The following is a 17131-nucleotide window of genomic DNA, read 5'->3' as shown; positions in this document are numbered from 1 at the left end:
TGCGCCCGAGTGAAAAACAGGCCGTCATGGCTGTCCGCTGCGGAAGCGCTGCCGTCCGGGCTGGCGCTCGGCGGTCGGTCATGGCGGGTCCCGGCGCGTCGGGCCGGCAGTCAAGCCTCCCCCAGCAGGTGGCGGGGGTCAAGCCATGGCCGTGGCCGATGCGCATTGCACGCGATGCAGCAGAACCCAGCGCTAACACCCCGGCGCGTACGCTGGCGATCCATTTCGAATGGAGCAAAGCCATGGGTATCTCGCGCCACGCCACCGCGCATTGGCAGGGTGACCTGAAAACCGGCCACGGCAGCCTGAGCACGCCCGCCAGTGGTTTGCTCGCCAATACGCCTTACGGCTTCAATTCGCGGTTTGGCGAGCAGAAGGGCACCAATCCGGAAGAATTGATCGCCGCAGCGCACGCGGGCTGTTTCAGCATGGCCTTGTCGGCGCGGTTGACCGAAGCCGGGCATCCGCCAGCGGCGCTGGACACGCGTGCCGAGGTGGACCTGTCGATGGATGGTGGCCCGTCGATCAGTGCGATCCGCCTGAAGGTCACCGCCGACGTTCCGGGCATCGACGCGGTCAAGTTTCGCCAGTTGGCCGAAGATGCCGGGAAACATTGCCCGGTTTCCAGGGTGGCGCTCAGCGCCGTGCCGATCAGCATGGAGGCGTCGCTGGTCTGAGGCACGCGGTTTCCGGTGCCGGGCCCATCGCCCGGCTGTCGGCGCGGTAAACGGAAACAAGCTGGCCCGCCGGGTTCAGCCTCGGGTAACACCGCCAACCCAACCATGGCCCCACGCCAATCCGGCGACCGGAGTCAATCCATGAAAGTCCTGACCGCTTCGATCCTTGCCCTGGGCCTGGCCGCCTCCATCGGCACCGCCTCGGCGCAGTCCTCGGGCTATTACTCCCAGTACGGCCAGCCGCAGCAGTACGGTCAGGCGCAATACGGCCAGCCGCAGCAATACGGCCAGTACGGCCAGTACGGCCAGCCCGCATACGGGCAGCCGACTGCCGATCGTTACGGCCAGAGCAGTGGTGCGTATTACGACTATGCCCGCGTGGTGCGGGTGGATCCCATCTATGCCCAGGGCTACGGCGGCTCGGGCTATGCGTACCCGGCGAATGCGCAGCAGGGCTGCGTGACCCGCCAGGACAGCTACGCCGGCAACGGCTACAACAACGGCTACAACAACGGCTATGGCAACAACGGCTACGACAACACCGGTTATCGCAACGACGGCTACAACAACAACGGCTACGCCAACCAGGGCAGCAGCACCGGGCGCACGGTTGCAACCGTGATTGGCGGCGTGCTCGGCGCAGCGCTGGGTAGCCAGGTCGGTGGCGGCTCTGCCCGGTATGCAACCTCCGCGATCGGCACGATGGTCGGCGGCGTGGTGGGGCAGAAGGTGTACGAGAACGCGCAGCGCAATCGTTATCCGCGTACCGGCATCGTCCAGGTGTGCGATCCGGTGCAGGTGGGCAACGGCGGGTATCCGGGCAACTACACCCAGGCCGGATACGGGCAGTCGGGCCAGTACGGCCAGGTCAACAACGCGGGTATCAGCGGGTACGACGTGACCTATGAGTACGGTGGCCGCACGTACACCACGCGTACCAGCTACAACCCCGGCAGCCGCCTGCGGGTCCGCGTGGCCGTCAATCCCGGCTGAGTCGCGATCCGTGGAATGCGTGTGCGAAGGGGCCGGCGACGGCCCCTTCGCATGTCCGGCACAAGTCGGCGCGTTAGCGCACGGCCGCGTCGCCTCAACGCCAGTCGATCTCGCCCCGTACGACGGTACAGACCTGACCACCCGACCACACGGCGTTGTCGTCATCCACCTGCATCCGCAGCAGGGCATCGTGGCCGACTTCGCGTCCCTGGCTGACCAGGTAGCTGCGGCCGGTTCCCGGCAGGGCATCACGCGACGCAAGCCATGCAGCGAGCGTCGCGTTGGCGGCGCCCGACGCGGCATCCTCGAATTGCGCCGGCGCGCCCACGAATGCGCGCACCGCCAGGTCATGCGGCTTGCCGATGCAGCGGGCGAACACACAGACACCCATGCTGTCGCTGTCCACCGCCAGGCGCGTGATGGCCTCCCAATCGGGGGTGATGGCGCGCAGCGTGCTTTCTCCTTCCAGTTCGACCAGCCACCAGCGTCGGCCGCCTTCCATCAGGACCGGTGGAAGCGCGCCCAATCGCCAGCCGCTGAGTACAGGCGCCACGCGACTGTCATCGGCTGCGACGACTTCCATCACGCGCGATTGTGGCGTGCGCACCGCGATGGTGCGTGCGGCGCCGCTGCCTTCGACGCGCAGCGGCAGCAGGCCAGCGATGCCTTCCTGGACCAGCATGCCGTCGACACAGGCTGCGATGCCGGCTTCGAGCACCGCGTGGGCCGTGCCGACACTCGGGTGTCCGGCAAATGGCACTTCGCGTCGGGGGCTGAAGATCCGCAGCTGATAACTGGCGCCGGGCAATGTCGCCGGGAACACGAATGTGGTTTCCGGCAGGCGCGTCCAGCGGGCGATCGCCTGCATCGCGTCGTCGTCCAGCCCGTCGGCATCCAGCACGACCGCCAGCGGATTGCCGGCGCCGGGCCGGTCGGCGAACACGTCGAGCTGCACGTAACGTCGGCTCATGGCGACGCTCGCATGTCATCGGGCCACAGCACCGATCCGGCGATCACGCGTTGGACCTGGCCGCCGATCCAGACATCGCCGGCCGCATCGACTTCGACGTCGACCACGCCGTCGCGTCCGACTTCGCGGCCCTGGCTCGCCCGGTAACGACCACCGGCACCGGGTAGCGCGCCGGCATCGGCCAGCAGCGCCGCGATGCAGGCATTCGCGCTGCCGGTGACCGGATCCTCGGGAATGTTGTCTGCCGGACAAAAAGCGCGCACCACCAGTTGATGGCGGGAATCGGCAGGCGCCCGCGCATACACCGCAAGCCCGACCGCGCCGCTGTCGATGGTCAGCGCGGCGATCGCCGCAAGGTCCGGTTGCAAGGTGCGAACCGCGCGTTCATCCACGAGTTCCACCAGCCACCAGCCAGGTCCGTTGTTCCACAGTGCCGCCGGCTGCGTGCCCAGCGGCAGCGTGCGGACGCAGGCTTCGAGCAGGGCGATCGTCGACGCAGGATGTTGCGGTTGTGGTGTCGCCCGGGGCGCGCGGACATGCACGCTGCGGATGCCGCCCGCGTCGGCGATCCGCACCGGCAACAAGCCGGCCGCGCATTCCTGCGTCAAGGTCCGTGCGTTTGCATCGGCGATACCACCATCCAGCGCCGCCCAGGCCGCGCCGACGCTGGGATGGCCGGCGAACGGCAGTTCCTGGCGCGGAGTGAAGATCCGCACCCGGTAATCCGCACGCGCGTCGCGCGGCGGCAGCAGGAAGATCGTTTCGGACAGGTTGGTCCAGGCGGCGAAGGCCTGCATCGATGCCGGGTCCATGTCCTGCGCGTCGAACACGACGCCCAGCGGATTGCCGGCGCCGGGCGAGCCGGCAAATACGTCCAGCTGGAGATAACGGCGCAGCGCGGGATTCATCGCGATCGATCCGGGAAACGGACGCCAGTGTCGCAGGCCGGAGCGGCAGGCTCCACTGCTTCCGGAAGCCCGACAACCCGTCCACAGCGACTAGAATGCGCAACTCTTGCCCATCCGGGCCATCCCGCGTCGATTCGCCTGCATGCCTGCTCCCGATCAGTGGATCGTGCTCAAGTTCGGCGGCACCTCGGTGTCCCGCCGGCATCGTTGGGACACCATCGGTCGATTGGCCCGCGAGCGCGCGGATGCGGGCGGCACCCGGGTCCTGGTCGTCGTCTCGGCACTGTCCGGCACGACCAACGCCCTGCAGGCGATCGCCGATGGCGTCGGCGACATCGCCACGCAGGTCGCGGCATTGATCGACCGGCACCGCGAATTCGCCGTGGAGCTTGGCCTGGATGCCGATCGCGTCCTCGAGCAGCGGATTGCCGCGTTGCGCGCGTTGTCCGCCGACGCGCGGGCGTCGACACGCACGCTGGATTGGCAAGCCGAGTTGCTCGCGCAGGGCGAATTGTTGTCCTCGACCCTCGGCGCCGCCTACCTGCGCGCCAGCGGCTTCGACATCGGCTGGTGCGATGCGCGCGACTGGCTCGATGCCGTGGCGCTGCCCAACCAAAATGCCTGGTCGACGCGGCTGTCGGTGAGCTGCGGGCTGGATTCGAGTGCGGCCCAGCGCCAGCGCTTTGGCCAGCAGCCGACACGGATGCTGATCACCCAGGGATTCATCGCGCGACACGCCGACGGCGGTACCGCGATCCTCGGCAGGGGAGGGTCCGACACGTCGGCCGCGTATTTCGGGGCGCTGCTCGGCGCGCGGCGCGTGGAAATCTGGACCGACGTGCCCGGCATGTTCAGTGCCAACCCGCGCGAGGTGCCCGATGCGCGCCTGCTGGTGCGACTGGATTACGCCGAGGCACAGGAAATCGCCACCACCGGCGCCAAGGTGCTGCATCCGCGCTCGATCGGCCCCTGTCGGGAGGCCGGCGTGCCGATCGCCATCCTCGACACGGAGCGACCGGACCTGCCGGGCACGCGCATCGACGGCGGCGTGGCGACGGTGCCCGGCGTCAAGGCCATCAGTCGCCGCAATGGCATCGTGCTGGTGTCGATGGAAAGCATCGGCATGTGGCAGCAGGTGGGATTCCTCGCCGATATCTTCGAGCGCTTCAAGCGCCACGGACTGTCGGTCGACCTGATCGGTTCGTCCGAAACCAACGTCACCGTGTCGCTGGATCCCAACGACAACCTGGTCAGCAGCAACGTGCTCGAGGCCCTGAGCGCCGATCTGGCCGAAGTCTGCCGGGTCAAGGTGATCGCCCCGTGTGCGGCGATCACGCTCGTCGGCCGCGGCATGCGCTCGCTGCTGCATCGACTGTCCGACATCTGGGCCGCCTTCGGGCGCGAACGCGTGCACCTGATCTCGCAGTCGTCCAATGACCTCAACCTGACCTTCGTGGTGGACGAGGCCGATGCGGAAGGACTCATCCCGCAACTGCATGCCGAACTGATCCGCAGCGGTGCGATGCCGGTGCAGGACACGGCCGTGTTCGGCCCCAGCTGGCGCGAGATCGCGCAGGGGCGCACGCCACGTCCGGATCCGTGGTGGCGACGTCGCAGGCAACAACTGCTGGATGTCGCGCGACCCGGCGTGCCGGTCTACGCCTATGACCTGGCCACCGTGCGGGAACGCGCGCGCAGGCTGCGCGACGTCGCCGCCGTCGACCAGCACTTCTATGCACTCAAGGCCAATGCGAATCCAGCCATCCTGCGTGCGATCGAGGCCGAAGGCTTCGGGTTCGAATGCGTGTCGCGCGCCGAAATCGATCGCGTGTTCGCGGTACTGCCGCACATCGATCCGGCGCGCGTGCTGTTCACGCCGAGCTTCGCGCCACGCAGTGAATACGCCGCGGCCTTCGAGCGCGGTGTCACGGTCACGGTCGACAACAGCGAGATGCTGCAGCATTGGCCGGAGCTGTTGCGTGGACGCAGCGTCTGGTTGCGACTGGACCTGGGCCGTGGCGAAGGCCACCACCAGAAGGTGCGCACCGGCGGCAGCGATGCGAAGTTCGGGCTTCCGGTCGTGGAGCTGGATGCCTTCGTCGCCCGTGCGCGCGCGCTTGGCATGCGCATCACTGGCCTGCATGCGCACCTGGGAAGCGGGATCGCCGTGGCGGCACATTGGCGCGACGTGTACGCCGAGCTTGCCGGCCTTGCCGACAGCATCGGCAGCATCGAGACGATCGATATCGGTGGCGGACTTCCCGTACCGTATCGCCCGGACGACGAACCCTTCGATGTCCAGGCATGGGCACGGGACCTGGCGTCGATCAAGTCGGCTTATCCCGGCACCAGGCTCGCGGTGGAACCCGGTCGCTACCTCGTCGCCGAAGCGGGCGTGTTGTTGCTGCACGTGACGCAGGTGGTCGACAAGGACGGCGTACGCCGCGTCGGCCTGGACGGAGGCATGAACGCGTTGCTGCGCCCGGCGCTCTACGGCGCGTTCCACGGCATCCACAACCTGTCGCAGGCAGTCGACGGCCCGATGCAGGTTGTCGATGTGGTCGGGCCGATCTGCGAGAGCAGCGATGTCCTGGCGCAACAGCGCGAATTACCGGCGGCGACGGGCGAGGGCGACGTCATGCTGGTCGCGGACACGGGCGCCTACGGCATGGCCATGGCCAACCAGTACAACCTGCGCGATCTGCCGGTGGAGATCATCCTGGGCGATGGCATCGCGAACGAGGACGGAATCGATGGCTGAGTGGCAATTCGCGCGCGATGGGATCCAGGCGTTCCGCTTCGTGCGCTGCGGCTTCGACGCCGCGTCCGGCGTGGCGCGATTGGTATACGCGTTCGACGATGGCCCCGAGCTTGTCGAGACCATCACGGTGCCGGGCGCGCCGTTCGTGCTGGACGCAAGGCGCGAAGCCGCCGCGCAACAGGCACTGCAGCTGCTGCACCTGATCGCCGGGGTGAGCTATTACAAGGCGGCGGTGCCAAGGCAGATCCGGATCGAGTCGTATGCCATCAACGCCGATGCCGCGGCGCTGCTGGACACGATCTACCTCAATGGCCTGGGCGAATTCGCCTACCGCAACGGGCTGGACCTGCACGACAGGATCCGCTTCCCGCACGTTGCCGGCGAGGCGCCGCCAGCGCCAGCCGCGGGACTGCGCGAACACGCATTGGTCGCGATCGGTGGGGGCAAGGATTCGCTCGTTTCGATCGAGGCGTTGCGCGGCATCGGAATCGCGCAGACCGTCACCTGGATCGGCGGGTCGCAACTGATCGCTGCCTGCGCAGCACGCACCGGCCTGCCGACGCTGAACATCGGTCGCCAGCTCGCGCCGCAACTGTTCGACTACAACCGGCAAGGCGCGTGGAACGGGCACATCCCGGTCACGGTGGTCAACTCCGCGATCCTGGTATTCGCCGCCGTCGTGCTCGGCGTCGACCAGGTCGTGTTCTCCAACGAGCGCTCGGCGAGCTACGGCAGTTTCATCGAAGGCACGGGCGAGGTGAACCACCAGTGGTCGAAGGGCTGGGCCTGCGAGCAGGCGTTCGGCGACTACGTCCAGCGCCATGTCGCCGCCGACCTGCAGTACTACTCGCTGCTGCGTCCGCTCAGCGAGCTGGCGGTTGCGCGGCAGTTCGCGCGGACCGATCGCTACGATGCGTGGTTTTCCAGCTGCAACCGCAACTTCCACCTGCTCGGAGAGCGGCCGGCGAATCGCTGGTGCGGGGTCTGCCCGAAGTGCCATTTCGTCTTCCTGGCATTGGCGCCATTCGTGTCCAAGCCGCGCCTGGTGGGGATCGTCGGACGCAACCTGCTGGATGACGAAGCGCAGACCGGTGGTTACGACGCGCTGCTGGAATACCGCGACCACAAACCCTTCGAGTGCGTCGGCGAGGGTCGCGAATCGCGCGCCGCGATGGCGGCGTTGACGACCCGTCCGGAGTGGAGCGAGGACGCACTGGTCGCGCGGTTCGCACGCGAAATCATGCCGCACCTCGACCCATCAGGGCTTGCCATCGCGCCATTGCTGGTTCCCGACGGTGAACACCGCATTCCCGCCTCCATCTGGGACCGGCTGCGTGCGCATTTCGCAGCTTGACGGCCAGCGCGTCGCGCTCTGGGGCTGGGGCCGCGAGGGCCGCGCGGCGTATCGCGTGATCCGCGCGCAATGGCCACGAATGCCGCTGACGCTGTTCTGCCTGGCCGGCGAAGTACCGATGGCGCATGCGCTGCGGGACAACTTCCTGCAGGTTGAAACCGAGCTGTCCGGCGAGTCGTTCCTGGGGTTCGACGTGGTGGTCAAATCGCCGGGCATCAGCCCCTATTGCGACGCGGTGACCGCCGCCGCCGCGCAGGGAACGCGATTCATCGGGGGTACCGCGCTCTGGTTTTCCGAACATCCGGATGCGCGCACGCTGTGCGTGACCGGGACCAAGGGCAAGAGCACGACGACTGCGATCCTTGCGCACCTGTTGCGCGCCGGCGGCCATCGCACAGCGCTTGCCGGCAACATCGGCCTGCCGCTGCTGGAGCTGATGGACGCCGCCGCCGAGTTCTGGGCGATCGAGCTGTCCAGTTTCCAGACCAGCGATGTCGCCATGTCCGGTGTCCGCCCGGAAGTGGCGGTCGTGCTCAACATCTTTCCCGAGCACCTGGATTGGCATGGCTCGCAGGCGCGCTACGTGGAGGACAAGCTGCGGCTGCTGACACAGGCACGCCCGCGCTTGGCGGTGCTCAATGCGAATGATCCGACGCTGGCGGCGTTGTCGCTGCCGGACAGCCAGGTGCACTGGTTCGGACGCGGGGATGGCTGGCACCTGCGCGGTGATGCGCTGTTCCGTGGGGACACCTGCCTTGATGATGCGGGCGCGCACGCATTGCCGGGCCGGCACAATCGCGACAACCTGTGCGCCGTGCTGACGGTGATCGATAGCGTCGGGCTGGATGCCGCGGCCCTGTTGCCGCACGTGGCCTCCTTCCGTCCGCTGCCACATCGGCTGCAGGTGCTCGGAACGCGTGACGGGATCACCTACGTCAACGACTCGATCAGCACCACGCCGCATGCGAGCCTGGCCGCGCTGGCGATGTTCGGCGACCGGCCGACGGCGATCCTGATTGGCGGACACGATCGCGGCATCGACTGGGATGGCTTTGCCGCGGCGATGCATGGCGGCGCGCCGGCGTCGATCATCACGATGGGCCAGAACGGTCCGCGGATCTTCGAATTGCTGGCGCCGCTGGCGACGCGGGAGCATTTCACCTTGGATTCCGCAGCGGATCTGGGCGATGCGATGCGGCTGGCCAAGGCCCGCCTGGGCCGCGACGGCGTCGTGCTGTTGTCGCCGGGAGCGCCGAGCTTCGGCGCATATCGCGACTACACGGAACGCGGACGACATTTCGCGGCGCTTGCTGGTTTCGACCCCGATGCCATCACCGCCATTCCCGGGCTCGGCGTCGCCTGACAGCAGGCTTCACGGGCACGGCACAGTGGCCGCGCAAACCTGCATTCGCCACGAGGAGGCTTGTCCATGAAACGCATGATCGGATTGCTGCTGCTGTGCCTGCTGTCGCTGCCGGCCATGGCGCGGATGCAGGCCCGGCCCGTCGAGTGGACGCTGGGCGACCAGGCATTCAGCGGCGTGCTGGTCTACGACGACGCGAGCGCCACACGGCGTCCCGGCTTGTTGATGGTCCCCGACTGGAAGGGGGTCACCGATGCCGCAGTTGCAACCGCCACGAAAATCGCCGGCAGCCGCTACGTGATCCTCGTCGCCGATGTCTACGGCAAGGGCGTCCGACCACAGGACGACGCGCAGGCGATGGCGCAGGTCAAGCCGCTGTACGCGGACCGCACGGTGCTGCGGGCGCGCGCCGACAAGGCGCTCGATGTGCTCAGGGCGCAGGCCGGCAGTTCGCCGCTGGACGTCAGCCGGCTGGGAGCGATCGGCTTCTGTTTCGGCGGCGCCACGGCGCTGGAGCTGGCACGCAATGGCGCAAATCTCGCGGGAGTCGTGAGTTTCCACGGCAGCCTGGGGACGTCGCTTCCCGCCAGGGCCGGCACGGTCAAGCCCAGCCTGCTGGTCTTGAACGGCGCGGACGACAGGAACACCAAGCCCGAGGATATCGCCGCCTTCCAGAAGGAAATGGATACGGCCGGTGTCGACTGGCAATTCGTGAACTTCAGCGGCGCGGTGCACTGCTTCGCACTGGAGAACGCGAATTCCCCGCCGAATTGCGTCTACAACCCCAAGGTGGCGAAGCGCGCCTTCGTGATGATGGACGATTTCTTCAAGGAACGATTCGCGCGCTGACCGGACGTGTCGCCAGGCGGGTTGCGAGTGCTCAATTCACCCGGTTGACGGCATGGCGCGCGAGTCCACGCAGGGCGCGGACATGCGGATTGTCGGCCAGTCCGTCCAGGACGTGTCCGGCGGCCGTGGCGTATTCGTTGGCGCGCTGCTCGCTGTATTCCAGGCTGCGCGCCGCGCGGATCGCGGCGAGCACGTCCGGGAGCGCGCTGACGTCGCCCTGTTCAATGGCCATGCGCAGCCGAGCCTGCGTGGCGGCGTCGCTGTGCGACATCGCGTGGATCACCGGCAGCGTGGCCTTGCCCTCGGCAAGGTCGTCGCCGAGGTTCTTGCCCAGCGTCCGCGCGTCGGAGGCGTAATCGAGCATGTCGTCGGCGATCTGGAAGGCATAACCCAGGTTCATGCCGTAGTCGTGCATCGCATCGCATTCGGCGGCGGATGCGCCCGCCAGCAAGGCGCCCAGCCGGGTCGCCGCCGCGAACAGCACCGCTGTCTTGCGCTCGACGACGCGCAGGTAGGCGGCTTCATCGGTATCGGCATTGCGGACATGCAGCAGCTGCAACACTTCGCCTTCGGCGATGGCGTTGGTGGTGTCGGCGAGGATGCGCATGACGGCCGGGCGATCCAGCTCCACCATCAGCTGGAAGCTGCGCGAGTAGAGGAAGTCGCCAACCAGCACGCTGGCGGCATTGCCCCAGACGGCGTTGGCCGTGCTGTGGCCACGGCGCAGGTCCGATTCGTCCACGACATCGTCGTGCAGCAGGGTCGCGGTGTGGATGAATTCGACGACCGCAGCAAGCTGGTGGATGGCGGCGTCGAACCCCGGCCCGGCGCCACCGCCGCCGTGCGCACGCGCGGCCAGCAGCAACAGCATCGGCCGGAGCCGCTTGCCGCCGGCGCCAATGATGTATTCGGCGACCTGGTTGATCAGCAGCACGTCGGACGCCAGCCGGCGCCGGATCAATGCGTCGACGGCGGCCATGTCGGCCGCCACGAGTGCCTGGGTCTCGGCCAGGGGCGTCGCGGCCGGGAGGTGCAGGGCGGAATCCATGGATGAACCGGTGCAACGGAGGACGCCAGATTATACGGAGCCCGCAAAACCCCGGAATAACCCGACAGAAGCCCGGGACGAGCGCCGATGGCCGGGGGCCGGCGGATATACTTCAATCGTCTGCGCCCCATCCCGGGCGCCAGTAAAGGAACGTCATGGCTCGCGGCATCAACAAGGTGATCCTCGTCGGCAACCTCGGCAACGATCCCGAAACCAAGTACACCCAGGGCGGGATGGCCATCACCACCCTGAGTATTGCCACTTCATCCTCCCGCAAGGATAAAGAAGGCAACTACCAGGAAAAGACGGAATGGCATCGCGTCAAGCTGTTCGGCAAGACCGCGGAAGTGGCGGCCGAATATTTGAAGAAGGGTCGCCAGGTCTATATCGAAGGTCGACTCGAATACAGCACCAGCGAAAAAGATGGTGTCACGCGCTATTTCACCGACATCATCGCCGACGAGATGCAGATGCTCGGCGGTGGTGGCGAAGGTCGGGGCGAGCCACGCCAGGAGGGCGCACCACGTGCCGCCCGTCCACAGCGCCAGGAAGCGGCACCGCGTCGCGATGCACCTGCGCAGCGGCCGGCACCGATGGACGACTTCGCGGATGACGACATCCCGTTCTGATGCTCGCCGGGCGCGTCGGCGCCAGTGGGTGCGTACCGTCACAGGAGTGGTTGCGAGTGAAGACATGGCTGGTCACCGGCGGTGCCGGATTCATTGGCGGTAATTTCGTCCTCGATGCGGTGGCGCGCGGCATCCGGGTGGTCAACCTCGATGCACTCACGTATGCCGGCAACCGGAACACGCTGGCGGCCCTGGACGAACATCCGGGCCATGTATTCGTGCATGGCGACATCGGTGACCGCCCACTGGTGGCCTCGTTGCTGCAGGCGCACCAGCCCTGTGCCGTGGTCAATTTCGCCGCCGAGAGCCACGTGGATCGCTCGATCGACGGCCCGGCGGCATTCGTGCAGACCAACGTCGTCGGCACCCTGTCGCTGCTGGAAGCCACCCGCGATCATTGGCGCGGGTTGCAGGGCGCGGCCAGGGAGCAGTTCCGTTTCCTCCACGTGTCGACCGACGAGGTCTATGGCTCGCTGGGGGACACCGGGAAATTCACCGAGCAGTCGCCGTACGCGCCCAACTCGCCGTATTCGGCATCCAAGGCGGCATCGGACCACCTGGTCCGCGCGTTCCACCACACCTACGGACTGCCGGTCCTCACCACCAACTGCTCCAACAATTACGGACCGTTCCAGTTTCCCGAAAAGCTGATCCCGCTGGTCATCGCGCGGGCGCTGGCGGGGGAGGCCCTGCCGATCTACGGCGACGGCAGGAACGTGCGCGACTGGCTGTACGTGGGCGACCACTGCACGGCGATCAACGCGGTGCTCGAGCGGGGCCGCGTCGGCGAAACCTACAACGTCGGCGGCGATGCCGAGATGCAGAACATCGACGTGGTCCAGGCGATCTGCGCGCTGCTGGACGCGCGCCGGCCACGCGCCGATGGCGCCTCGCGGACCAGCCAGATCACCTATGTCGCCGATCGTCCGGGACACGATCGCCGGTATGCGATCGATGCATCCAAGCTCAAGCGCGAACTCGGCTGGCAGCCGTCGCACGACTTCGAGCAGGGCATCGCCGCCACCGTCGACTGGTACCTGCAGCACCAGGAATGGGTCCAGGGCGTGCTCGACGGCAGCTACCGGCTCGAGCGCATCGGGGCCGCTGCATGAGCGACGCGAGCGTGCGTCCGCGCAAGGGCATGATCCTTGCCGGGGGATCCGGTACCCGGCTGTATCCGATCACCCAGGCGATCAGCAAGCAATTGCTGCCGGTGTACGACAAGCCGATGATCTATTACCCGCTCAGCGTGTTGATGCTCGCGGGCATCCGCGACGTGCTGGTGATCAACACCCCGCATGAGCAGGCACTGTTCCGCAACCTGCTCGGCGACGGTTCGCAATGGGGCATGCGCATCGAATACGCCGTGCAGGCGAGCCCTGATGGGCTTGCGCAGGCTTACCTGATTGGCGAGGAATTCATCGCGGGCGATCCCAGCTGCCTGGTCCTGGGCGACAACATCTTCTACGGCCACGGCCTGACCGAAGTCCTGCAGCGCGCAAGCGCACGGCAATCCGGCGCGACCGTCTTCGGCTACTGGGTACGCGATCCCGAGCGTTACGGCGTCGCGGAGTTCGATGCCGACGGCCGGGTCATCGGCCTGGCCGAAAAACCGACGCAGCCGCGCTCCAATTACGCGGTCACCGGCCTGTACTTCTATGACGGAGACGCCAGCCGCTACGCAGCCTCGCTGAAGCCGTCGTCGCGCGGCGAGCTCGAGATCACTGACCTCAACCGCTGCTATCTCGAGCAGGGCAGCCTGCAGCTGGAAAAGCTCGGTCGCGGCTATGCATGGCTGGATACCGGCACGCACGAATCACTCGTGGAAGCGTCCACCTACATCGAGACGATCGAAAAGCGCCAGGGATTGCGCGTGTGCTGCCCGGAGGAGATCGCGTTCTTCAATGGCTGGATCGACGACGCGCAGCTGCGCGAACTCGCCAAGCCGCTTGCCAAGAGCGGATACGGACACTACCTGTTGTCGCTGCTCGAACACGGCCGCATCGAATGAGTCGGCGTACCCGGTGAATATCGTCCAGACCGACCTGGCCGGTTGCATGATCCTCGAGCCGCGCGTGTTCGAGGACGAGCGTGGCTTCTTCTACGAATCGTTCAACGCCGACAAATTCACCGCCGCGGGCCTGCCTGCCGCCTTCGTGCAGGGGAACGTCTCCAGCTCCGCCCAGGGTGTGTTGCGCGGCCTGCATTACCAGTGGCCCAAACCGCAGGGCAAGCTGGTCAGCGTGCTCGAGGGCGAGGTCTGGGACGTGGCAGTGGACATCCGTCGCGGTTCGCCGCAATTCGGGCGCTGGACCGCAGCCGTGCTCAGCGCAGACAACAAGCGTCATTTCTGGATTCCGGAAGGCTTTGCGCACGGATTCGTCGTCCTGAGCCAGCGCGCGTTGTTCACCTACGCCTGCACGGCGACCTATGACGGTGCCGCCGATGCGGCGATCCGCTGGGACGATCCGACGCTGGCCATCGACTGGCCAGTGAGCCAGCCCGAGTTGTCGGCCAAGGACGCGCGCGCTCCGTTCCTCGCCGACATCGCGATGGAGCGCCTGCCGACCTGGTCGGCATGAGGATCCTGCTGCTGGGTGGTGCTGGCCAGTTGGGCACCGAGTTGCGGCGCAGCCTCGCGCCAGTCGGTGCGCTGACCGTGGCCACGCGCAGCGGCGTGCTGGACGACGGCACTCCCTGCGAGCAGCTTGACCTCGATGTCCCGGGGGCGCTGGCGCCACGCATCCTTGCCCTGGCTCCGGACGTGGTGGTCAACGCCGCTGCCTATACGGCCGTCGACCAGGCCGAATCCGATGCAGCCACCGCCTGGCGCGTCAATGCCGACGCGCCGCGCGCGATCGCCGATGCCTGCGCGCAATGCGATGCGCAGTTCGTGCATTACTCGACCGATTACGTCTTCGACGGACGCGGCACCAGCCCCTATCGCGAGGATGATGCCGTCGCTCCGCTGGGCGTCTACGGCGCCAGCAAGCGCGCTGGCGAGGAAGCGGTGCTCGACAGCGGTGCGCGCCACCTGGTGTTCCGCACCGCGTGGGTCTATGCCGCCCACGGCAGGAACTTCCTCCGCACGATGTTGCGACTGGCGAACGAGCGCGACGAGCTGCGCGTGGTGGCCGACCAGGTCGGTTCCCCGACGCCTGCCGCGTTGATCGCCGATGTCACCGCGCAGGTGCTCGCGCAATCGCCCGCGCAATCCGGCCTGTGGCATCTCACCGCTGCGGGCCAGACCAGCTGGCATGGTTTTGCCGAAGCGATCATCGCCGGGGCCCACCAACGCGGGCTGCTGGCGCGTCGGCCGCGCGTGGTGCCGATCACCACCGCCGACTTCCCGACGCCCGCGGCCCGGCCCGCCTACTCGGTGCTGGATTGCCACCTGCTGCAATCCACATTTGGCATCACGTTGCCCGACTGGCACGACGCCCTTGGGGACGTCCTGGACACGATGACGACCGCGCGGGCCTGACCGGCCATCGCCCGGAAACCGCTGCACATTCACGACAGGGAGATTGGGGATGAAACGCTGGATGCCAGGTGTGCTGCTTGCAGTGGCCGTTGCCTTTCCGTGCGCGGCCGTCACGGTGGATGTCGCGCCATATGCCAAGCGCGATGATTTCGAGACGATCAAGCTGTCGCCCAATGGCGACTATTACGCCGCGACGGTGCCCATGGAGGGCAAGTCGGTGCTGCTTGTCGTGCACCGCTCCGACAACAAGGCGAGCGCTGGGTTCAGCCTGGGGAAGAATACCTACGTCGCGCATTTCGACTGGGTCAGTCCCAAGCGCCTGGTCATCAGCATGGGCCGCAAGTTCGGCGCGCTGGACCAGCCAGAGCTGACCGGGAACCTGTACGCCATCAACGCCGACGGCAGTGATTCTCAACTGCTGGTTGGCCCGGACGTCGCGCAGATGAGCACGGGAACGCACATCCAGGGCAGGACGACAGAGCGCGTGGCCGCGTTCCTCGTCGATGACCTGCCTGGTGACGACCAGAACGTACTCGTATCCGTATCGCCATTCGATGCCGATGCTTTTTCACGCGTGGACCGGCTGGACGTTGTAACGGGCAGGCGCATGCCGGTCGTGACTGCGCCGGTGCGAAACGCGAGATTCATGACCGACCATCACGGCGTGGTCCGATTTGTCATTGGCGTTGACATGAGTGATGTCCAGCGGCTGTATTACCGTGCTGCCGACAAGGCCGATTGGGTCGAAATCAACAACGAACTGTCCAGCGGCCATGCCGAATGGCCCCTCGGTTTCTCGGCCGACGATCGCACTGCCTATATCCAGGTCGAGCAGTCCAGTGGGCCCGACGCCATCGTCGCGATGGATGTCGCCACCAACGCCCGGCGGCAGGTCCTGCGCGATGACGAAGCCGATCCCGCGGCGATCATCCATGGCCTCAATAATGTGCCGGTCGGCGCGATGGTGATGGGCAACAAGACGCACACGCTGTTCTTCGATCCGGGCAGCCCCGATGCGCGGCTGTACCGCAGCCTGGAAGCGGCGTTTCCCGGGAATACCGTCGCCATCACGTCGCGCACCACGGACGGGCACCAGGTTATGGTCAGCGTCTCCAGTGATCGCAATCCCGGCGATTTCTACCTGTTCGATACCGTCGCCAAGAAGGCCGATCACCTGGTCAGCCGGCGCGACTGGTTCGATCCGGAGGCCATGGCCAGCGTGCAGCCGTTCAATTTCAAGGCGCGCGACGGCATGACCCTCTACGGGTACGTGACCACCCCCCGCGGAGCCGGGAAGAACCTGCCGATGGTGGTGTTGCCACATGGCGGGCCGTTCGGCATCTCCGATGAGTGGGCATTCGACCCTGAAATCCAGATGCTGGCGTCTGCGGGTTATGCCGTTCTGCAGGTCAATTTCCGCGGCTCGGGTGAGCACGGACGAGCCTACCAGCATGCCGGCATGCGCCAGTGGGGCCGCACCATGCAGGACGACGTCACCGATGCCACGCGCTGGGCGATCAGCCAGGGTATCGCCGATGGTCGGCGCATCTGCATCTACGGCGCCAGCTATGGCGGCTACGCGGCCCTGATGGGGTCGGCGAAGGAGCCAGGCCTGTATCGATGCGCCGTTGGATACGTTGGCGTCTACGACGTTCCGGCGTGGATCAGCAAGGGCGGATGGGCCAACTCCAGCAAGGCGTACCTCGACAACTGGGTGGGCAAGCCCTCCGACCTCGTGTCCGTGTCGCCGGTCCGCCTCGCCAGCCAGATCAAGGTTCCGGTGTTGCTCGTGGCCGGCGGACAGGACGAGCGCGTGCCGATCGAGCAGTCGGAAGCCATGGAAAAGGCACTGCGTGCCGCAGGCGTGCCGGTGGAAACCTTGTTCATCCGTACCGAAGGGCACGGCTTTTTCGTCGAGGACCACAAGAAGCAGTTCTACAACCAGTTGCTGGGCTTCCTCGACAAAAACATCGGCCCTGCCGCGACCGCGAGTGCAGGTGCCAGCACCGCCGCGACCCAGCACTGACCGGCACGTGTCACCACGGAATCGGCGCCGCGAGGCGCCGTTTCTGTTTGTGTCGCGGAGATCGTGCCG

General features: G+C 66.8%; 15 protein-coding genes. 12 read left to right on the top strand and 3 right to left on the bottom strand.

Going from position 1 to position 17131, the window contains the following annotated elements:
• The first annotated feature begins 242 nt into the window (after positions 1-242).
• Both GST15_RS01190 and GST15_RS01185 read left to right on the top strand, forming a co-directional pair.
• Complete coding sequence (locus tag GST15_RS01190) at positions 243-677, top strand: OsmC family protein (protein WP_159015429.1); 435 nt, start codon at positions 243-245, stop codon at positions 675-677.
• Positions 678-818: 141 nt separating this feature from the next.
• Entirely contained in the window at positions 819-1670 is an 852-nt protein-coding gene (locus tag GST15_RS01185; RefSeq protein ID WP_159015428.1) for a glycine zipper 2TM domain-containing protein, read from the top strand.
• 94 nt (positions 1671-1764) lie between these two features.
• Here GST15_RS01185 and GST15_RS01180 read toward each other — a convergent pair whose 3' ends face one another.
• Positions 1765-2640: a PhzF family phenazine biosynthesis protein gene (locus tag GST15_RS01180; protein ID WP_159015427.1), complete on the bottom strand. Its 876-nt coding sequence runs from the start codon at positions 2638-2640 to the stop codon at positions 1765-1767.
• On the bottom strand, positions 2637-3548 hold the full coding sequence (locus tag GST15_RS01175) for a PhzF family phenazine biosynthesis protein (RefSeq protein WP_159015426.1): 912 nt from the start codon (positions 3546-3548) through the stop codon (positions 2637-2639). The genes GST15_RS01180 and GST15_RS01175 overlap by 4 nt, the downstream gene beginning before the upstream one ends.
• A gap of 142 nt (positions 3549-3690) precedes the next feature.
• On the opposite strand from GST15_RS01175, the gene GST15_RS01170 reads away from it, so the two are divergent.
• From GST15_RS01170 to GST15_RS01155, 4 genes are all read left to right on the top strand, one after another.
• On the top strand, positions 3691-6309 hold the full coding sequence (locus tag GST15_RS01170) for a bifunctional aspartate kinase/diaminopimelate decarboxylase (protein ID WP_159015425.1): 2619 nt from the start codon (positions 3691-3693) through the stop codon (positions 6307-6309).
• Positions 6302-7663 carry a UDP-N-acetyl-alpha-D-muramoyl-L-alanyl-L-glutamate epimerase gene (gene murL / locus GST15_RS01165; protein WP_159015424.1) on the top strand — a complete coding sequence of 454 codons (1362 nt, stop codon included), beginning with the start codon at positions 6302-6304 and terminating at the stop codon, positions 7661-7663. The genes GST15_RS01170 and murL overlap by 8 nt, the downstream gene beginning before the upstream one ends.
• Entirely contained in the window at positions 7644-9026 is a 1383-nt protein-coding gene (gene murD, locus GST15_RS01160) for a UDP-N-acetylmuramoyl-L-alanine--D-glutamate ligase (protein ID WP_159015423.1), read from the top strand. The genes murL and murD overlap by 20 nt, the downstream gene beginning before the upstream one ends.
• Positions 9027-9092: 66 nt before the next feature.
• On the top strand, positions 9093-9875 hold the full coding sequence (locus GST15_RS01155; protein WP_233263007.1) for a dienelactone hydrolase family protein: 783 nt from the start codon (positions 9093-9095) through the stop codon (positions 9873-9875).
• Between the two features lie 31 nt (positions 9876-9906).
• Here GST15_RS01155 and GST15_RS01150 read toward each other — a convergent pair whose 3' ends face one another.
• Complete coding sequence (locus GST15_RS01150; RefSeq protein ID WP_159015422.1) at positions 9907-10923, bottom strand: polyprenyl synthetase family protein; 1017 nt, start codon at positions 10921-10923, stop codon at positions 9907-9909.
• A gap of 155 nt (positions 10924-11078) precedes the next feature.
• Here GST15_RS01150 and ssb point away from each other — a divergent pair, with 155 nt between their 5' ends.
• The 6 genes from ssb to GST15_RS01120 are packed head-to-tail and all read left to right on the top strand — an operon-like array spanning position 11079 to position 17062.
• Positions 11079-11552 carry a single-stranded DNA-binding protein gene (gene ssb, locus GST15_RS01145; protein WP_159015421.1) on the top strand — a complete coding sequence of 158 codons (474 nt, stop codon included), beginning with the start codon at positions 11079-11081 and terminating at the stop codon, positions 11550-11552.
• 56 nt (positions 11553-11608) lie between these two features.
• A complete protein-coding gene (rfbB, locus tag GST15_RS01140; RefSeq protein ID WP_159015420.1) occupies positions 11609-12664 on the top strand; it encodes a dTDP-glucose 4,6-dehydratase in 1056 nt (351 codons plus the stop codon).
• Positions 12665-12675: 11 nt separating this feature from the next.
• Entirely contained in the window at positions 12676-13563 is an 888-nt protein-coding gene (gene rfbA / locus GST15_RS01135) for a glucose-1-phosphate thymidylyltransferase RfbA (RefSeq protein ID WP_199268693.1), read from the top strand.
• A 13-nt stretch (positions 13564-13576) separates the two neighbouring features.
• Positions 13577-14134, top strand: a complete 558-nt coding sequence (rfbC, locus tag GST15_RS01130; RefSeq protein WP_159015418.1) for a dTDP-4-dehydrorhamnose 3,5-epimerase — start codon at positions 13577-13579, stop codon at positions 14132-14134.
• On the top strand, positions 14131-15036 hold the full coding sequence (rfbD, locus tag GST15_RS01125) for a dTDP-4-dehydrorhamnose reductase (RefSeq protein WP_159015417.1): 906 nt from the start codon (positions 14131-14133) through the stop codon (positions 15034-15036). Before rfbC ends, rfbD begins: the two co-directional genes overlap by 4 nt.
• Before the next feature lie 49 nt (positions 15037-15085).
• Entirely contained in the window at positions 15086-17062 is a 1977-nt protein-coding gene (locus tag GST15_RS01120) for an alpha/beta hydrolase family protein (RefSeq protein WP_159015416.1), read from the top strand.
• Positions 17063-17131 lie beyond the last annotated feature (69 nt).

This window comes from Cognatiluteimonas profundi (assembly GCF_009792795.1).
GTDB classification, from domain to species: Bacteria; Pseudomonadota; Gammaproteobacteria; order Xanthomonadales; family Xanthomonadaceae; genus Cognatiluteimonas; species Cognatiluteimonas profundi.
Note: the sequence above shows the minus strand (reverse complement) of the source record. Positions and strands in the feature narration are given on the sequence as shown.

What these genes read in the sequence shown, in the direction of transcription:
- GST15_RS01190 (WP_159015429.1), top strand. Translation starts at nt 243, where the DNA reads ATGGGTATCTCGCGCCACGCCACCGCGCATTGGCAGGGTGACCTGAAA.
- GST15_RS01185 (WP_159015428.1), top strand. Translation starts at nt 819, where the DNA reads ATGAAAGTCCTGACCGCTTCGATCCTTGCCCTGGGCCTGGCCGCCTCC.
- GST15_RS01180 (WP_159015427.1), bottom strand. Translation starts at nt 2,640, where the DNA reads ATGAGCCGACGTTACGTGCAGCTCGACGTGTTCGCCGACCGGCCCGGC.
- GST15_RS01175 (WP_159015426.1), bottom strand. Translation starts at nt 3,548, where the DNA reads ATGAATCCCGCGCTGCGCCGTTATCTCCAGCTGGACGTATTTGCCGGC.
- GST15_RS01170 (WP_159015425.1), top strand. Translation starts at nt 3,691, where the DNA reads ATGCCTGCTCCCGATCAGTGGATCGTGCTCAAGTTCGGCGGCACCTCG.
- murL (WP_159015424.1), top strand. Translation starts at nt 6,302, where the DNA reads ATGGCTGAGTGGCAATTCGCGCGCGATGGGATCCAGGCGTTCCGCTTC.
- GST15_RS01155 (WP_233263007.1), top strand. Translation starts at nt 9,093, where the DNA reads ATGAAACGCATGATCGGATTGCTGCTGCTGTGCCTGCTGTCGCTGCCG.
- GST15_RS01150 (WP_159015422.1), bottom strand. Translation starts at nt 10,923, where the DNA reads ATGGATTCCGCCCTGCACCTCCCGGCCGCGACGCCCCTGGCCGAGACC.
- ssb (WP_159015421.1), top strand. Translation starts at nt 11,079, where the DNA reads ATGGCTCGCGGCATCAACAAGGTGATCCTCGTCGGCAACCTCGGCAAC.
- rfbD (WP_159015417.1), top strand. Translation starts at nt 14,131, where the DNA reads ATGAGGATCCTGCTGCTGGGTGGTGCTGGCCAGTTGGGCACCGAGTTG.
- GST15_RS01120 (WP_159015416.1), top strand. Translation starts at nt 15,086, where the DNA reads ATGAAACGCTGGATGCCAGGTGTGCTGCTTGCAGTGGCCGTTGCCTTT.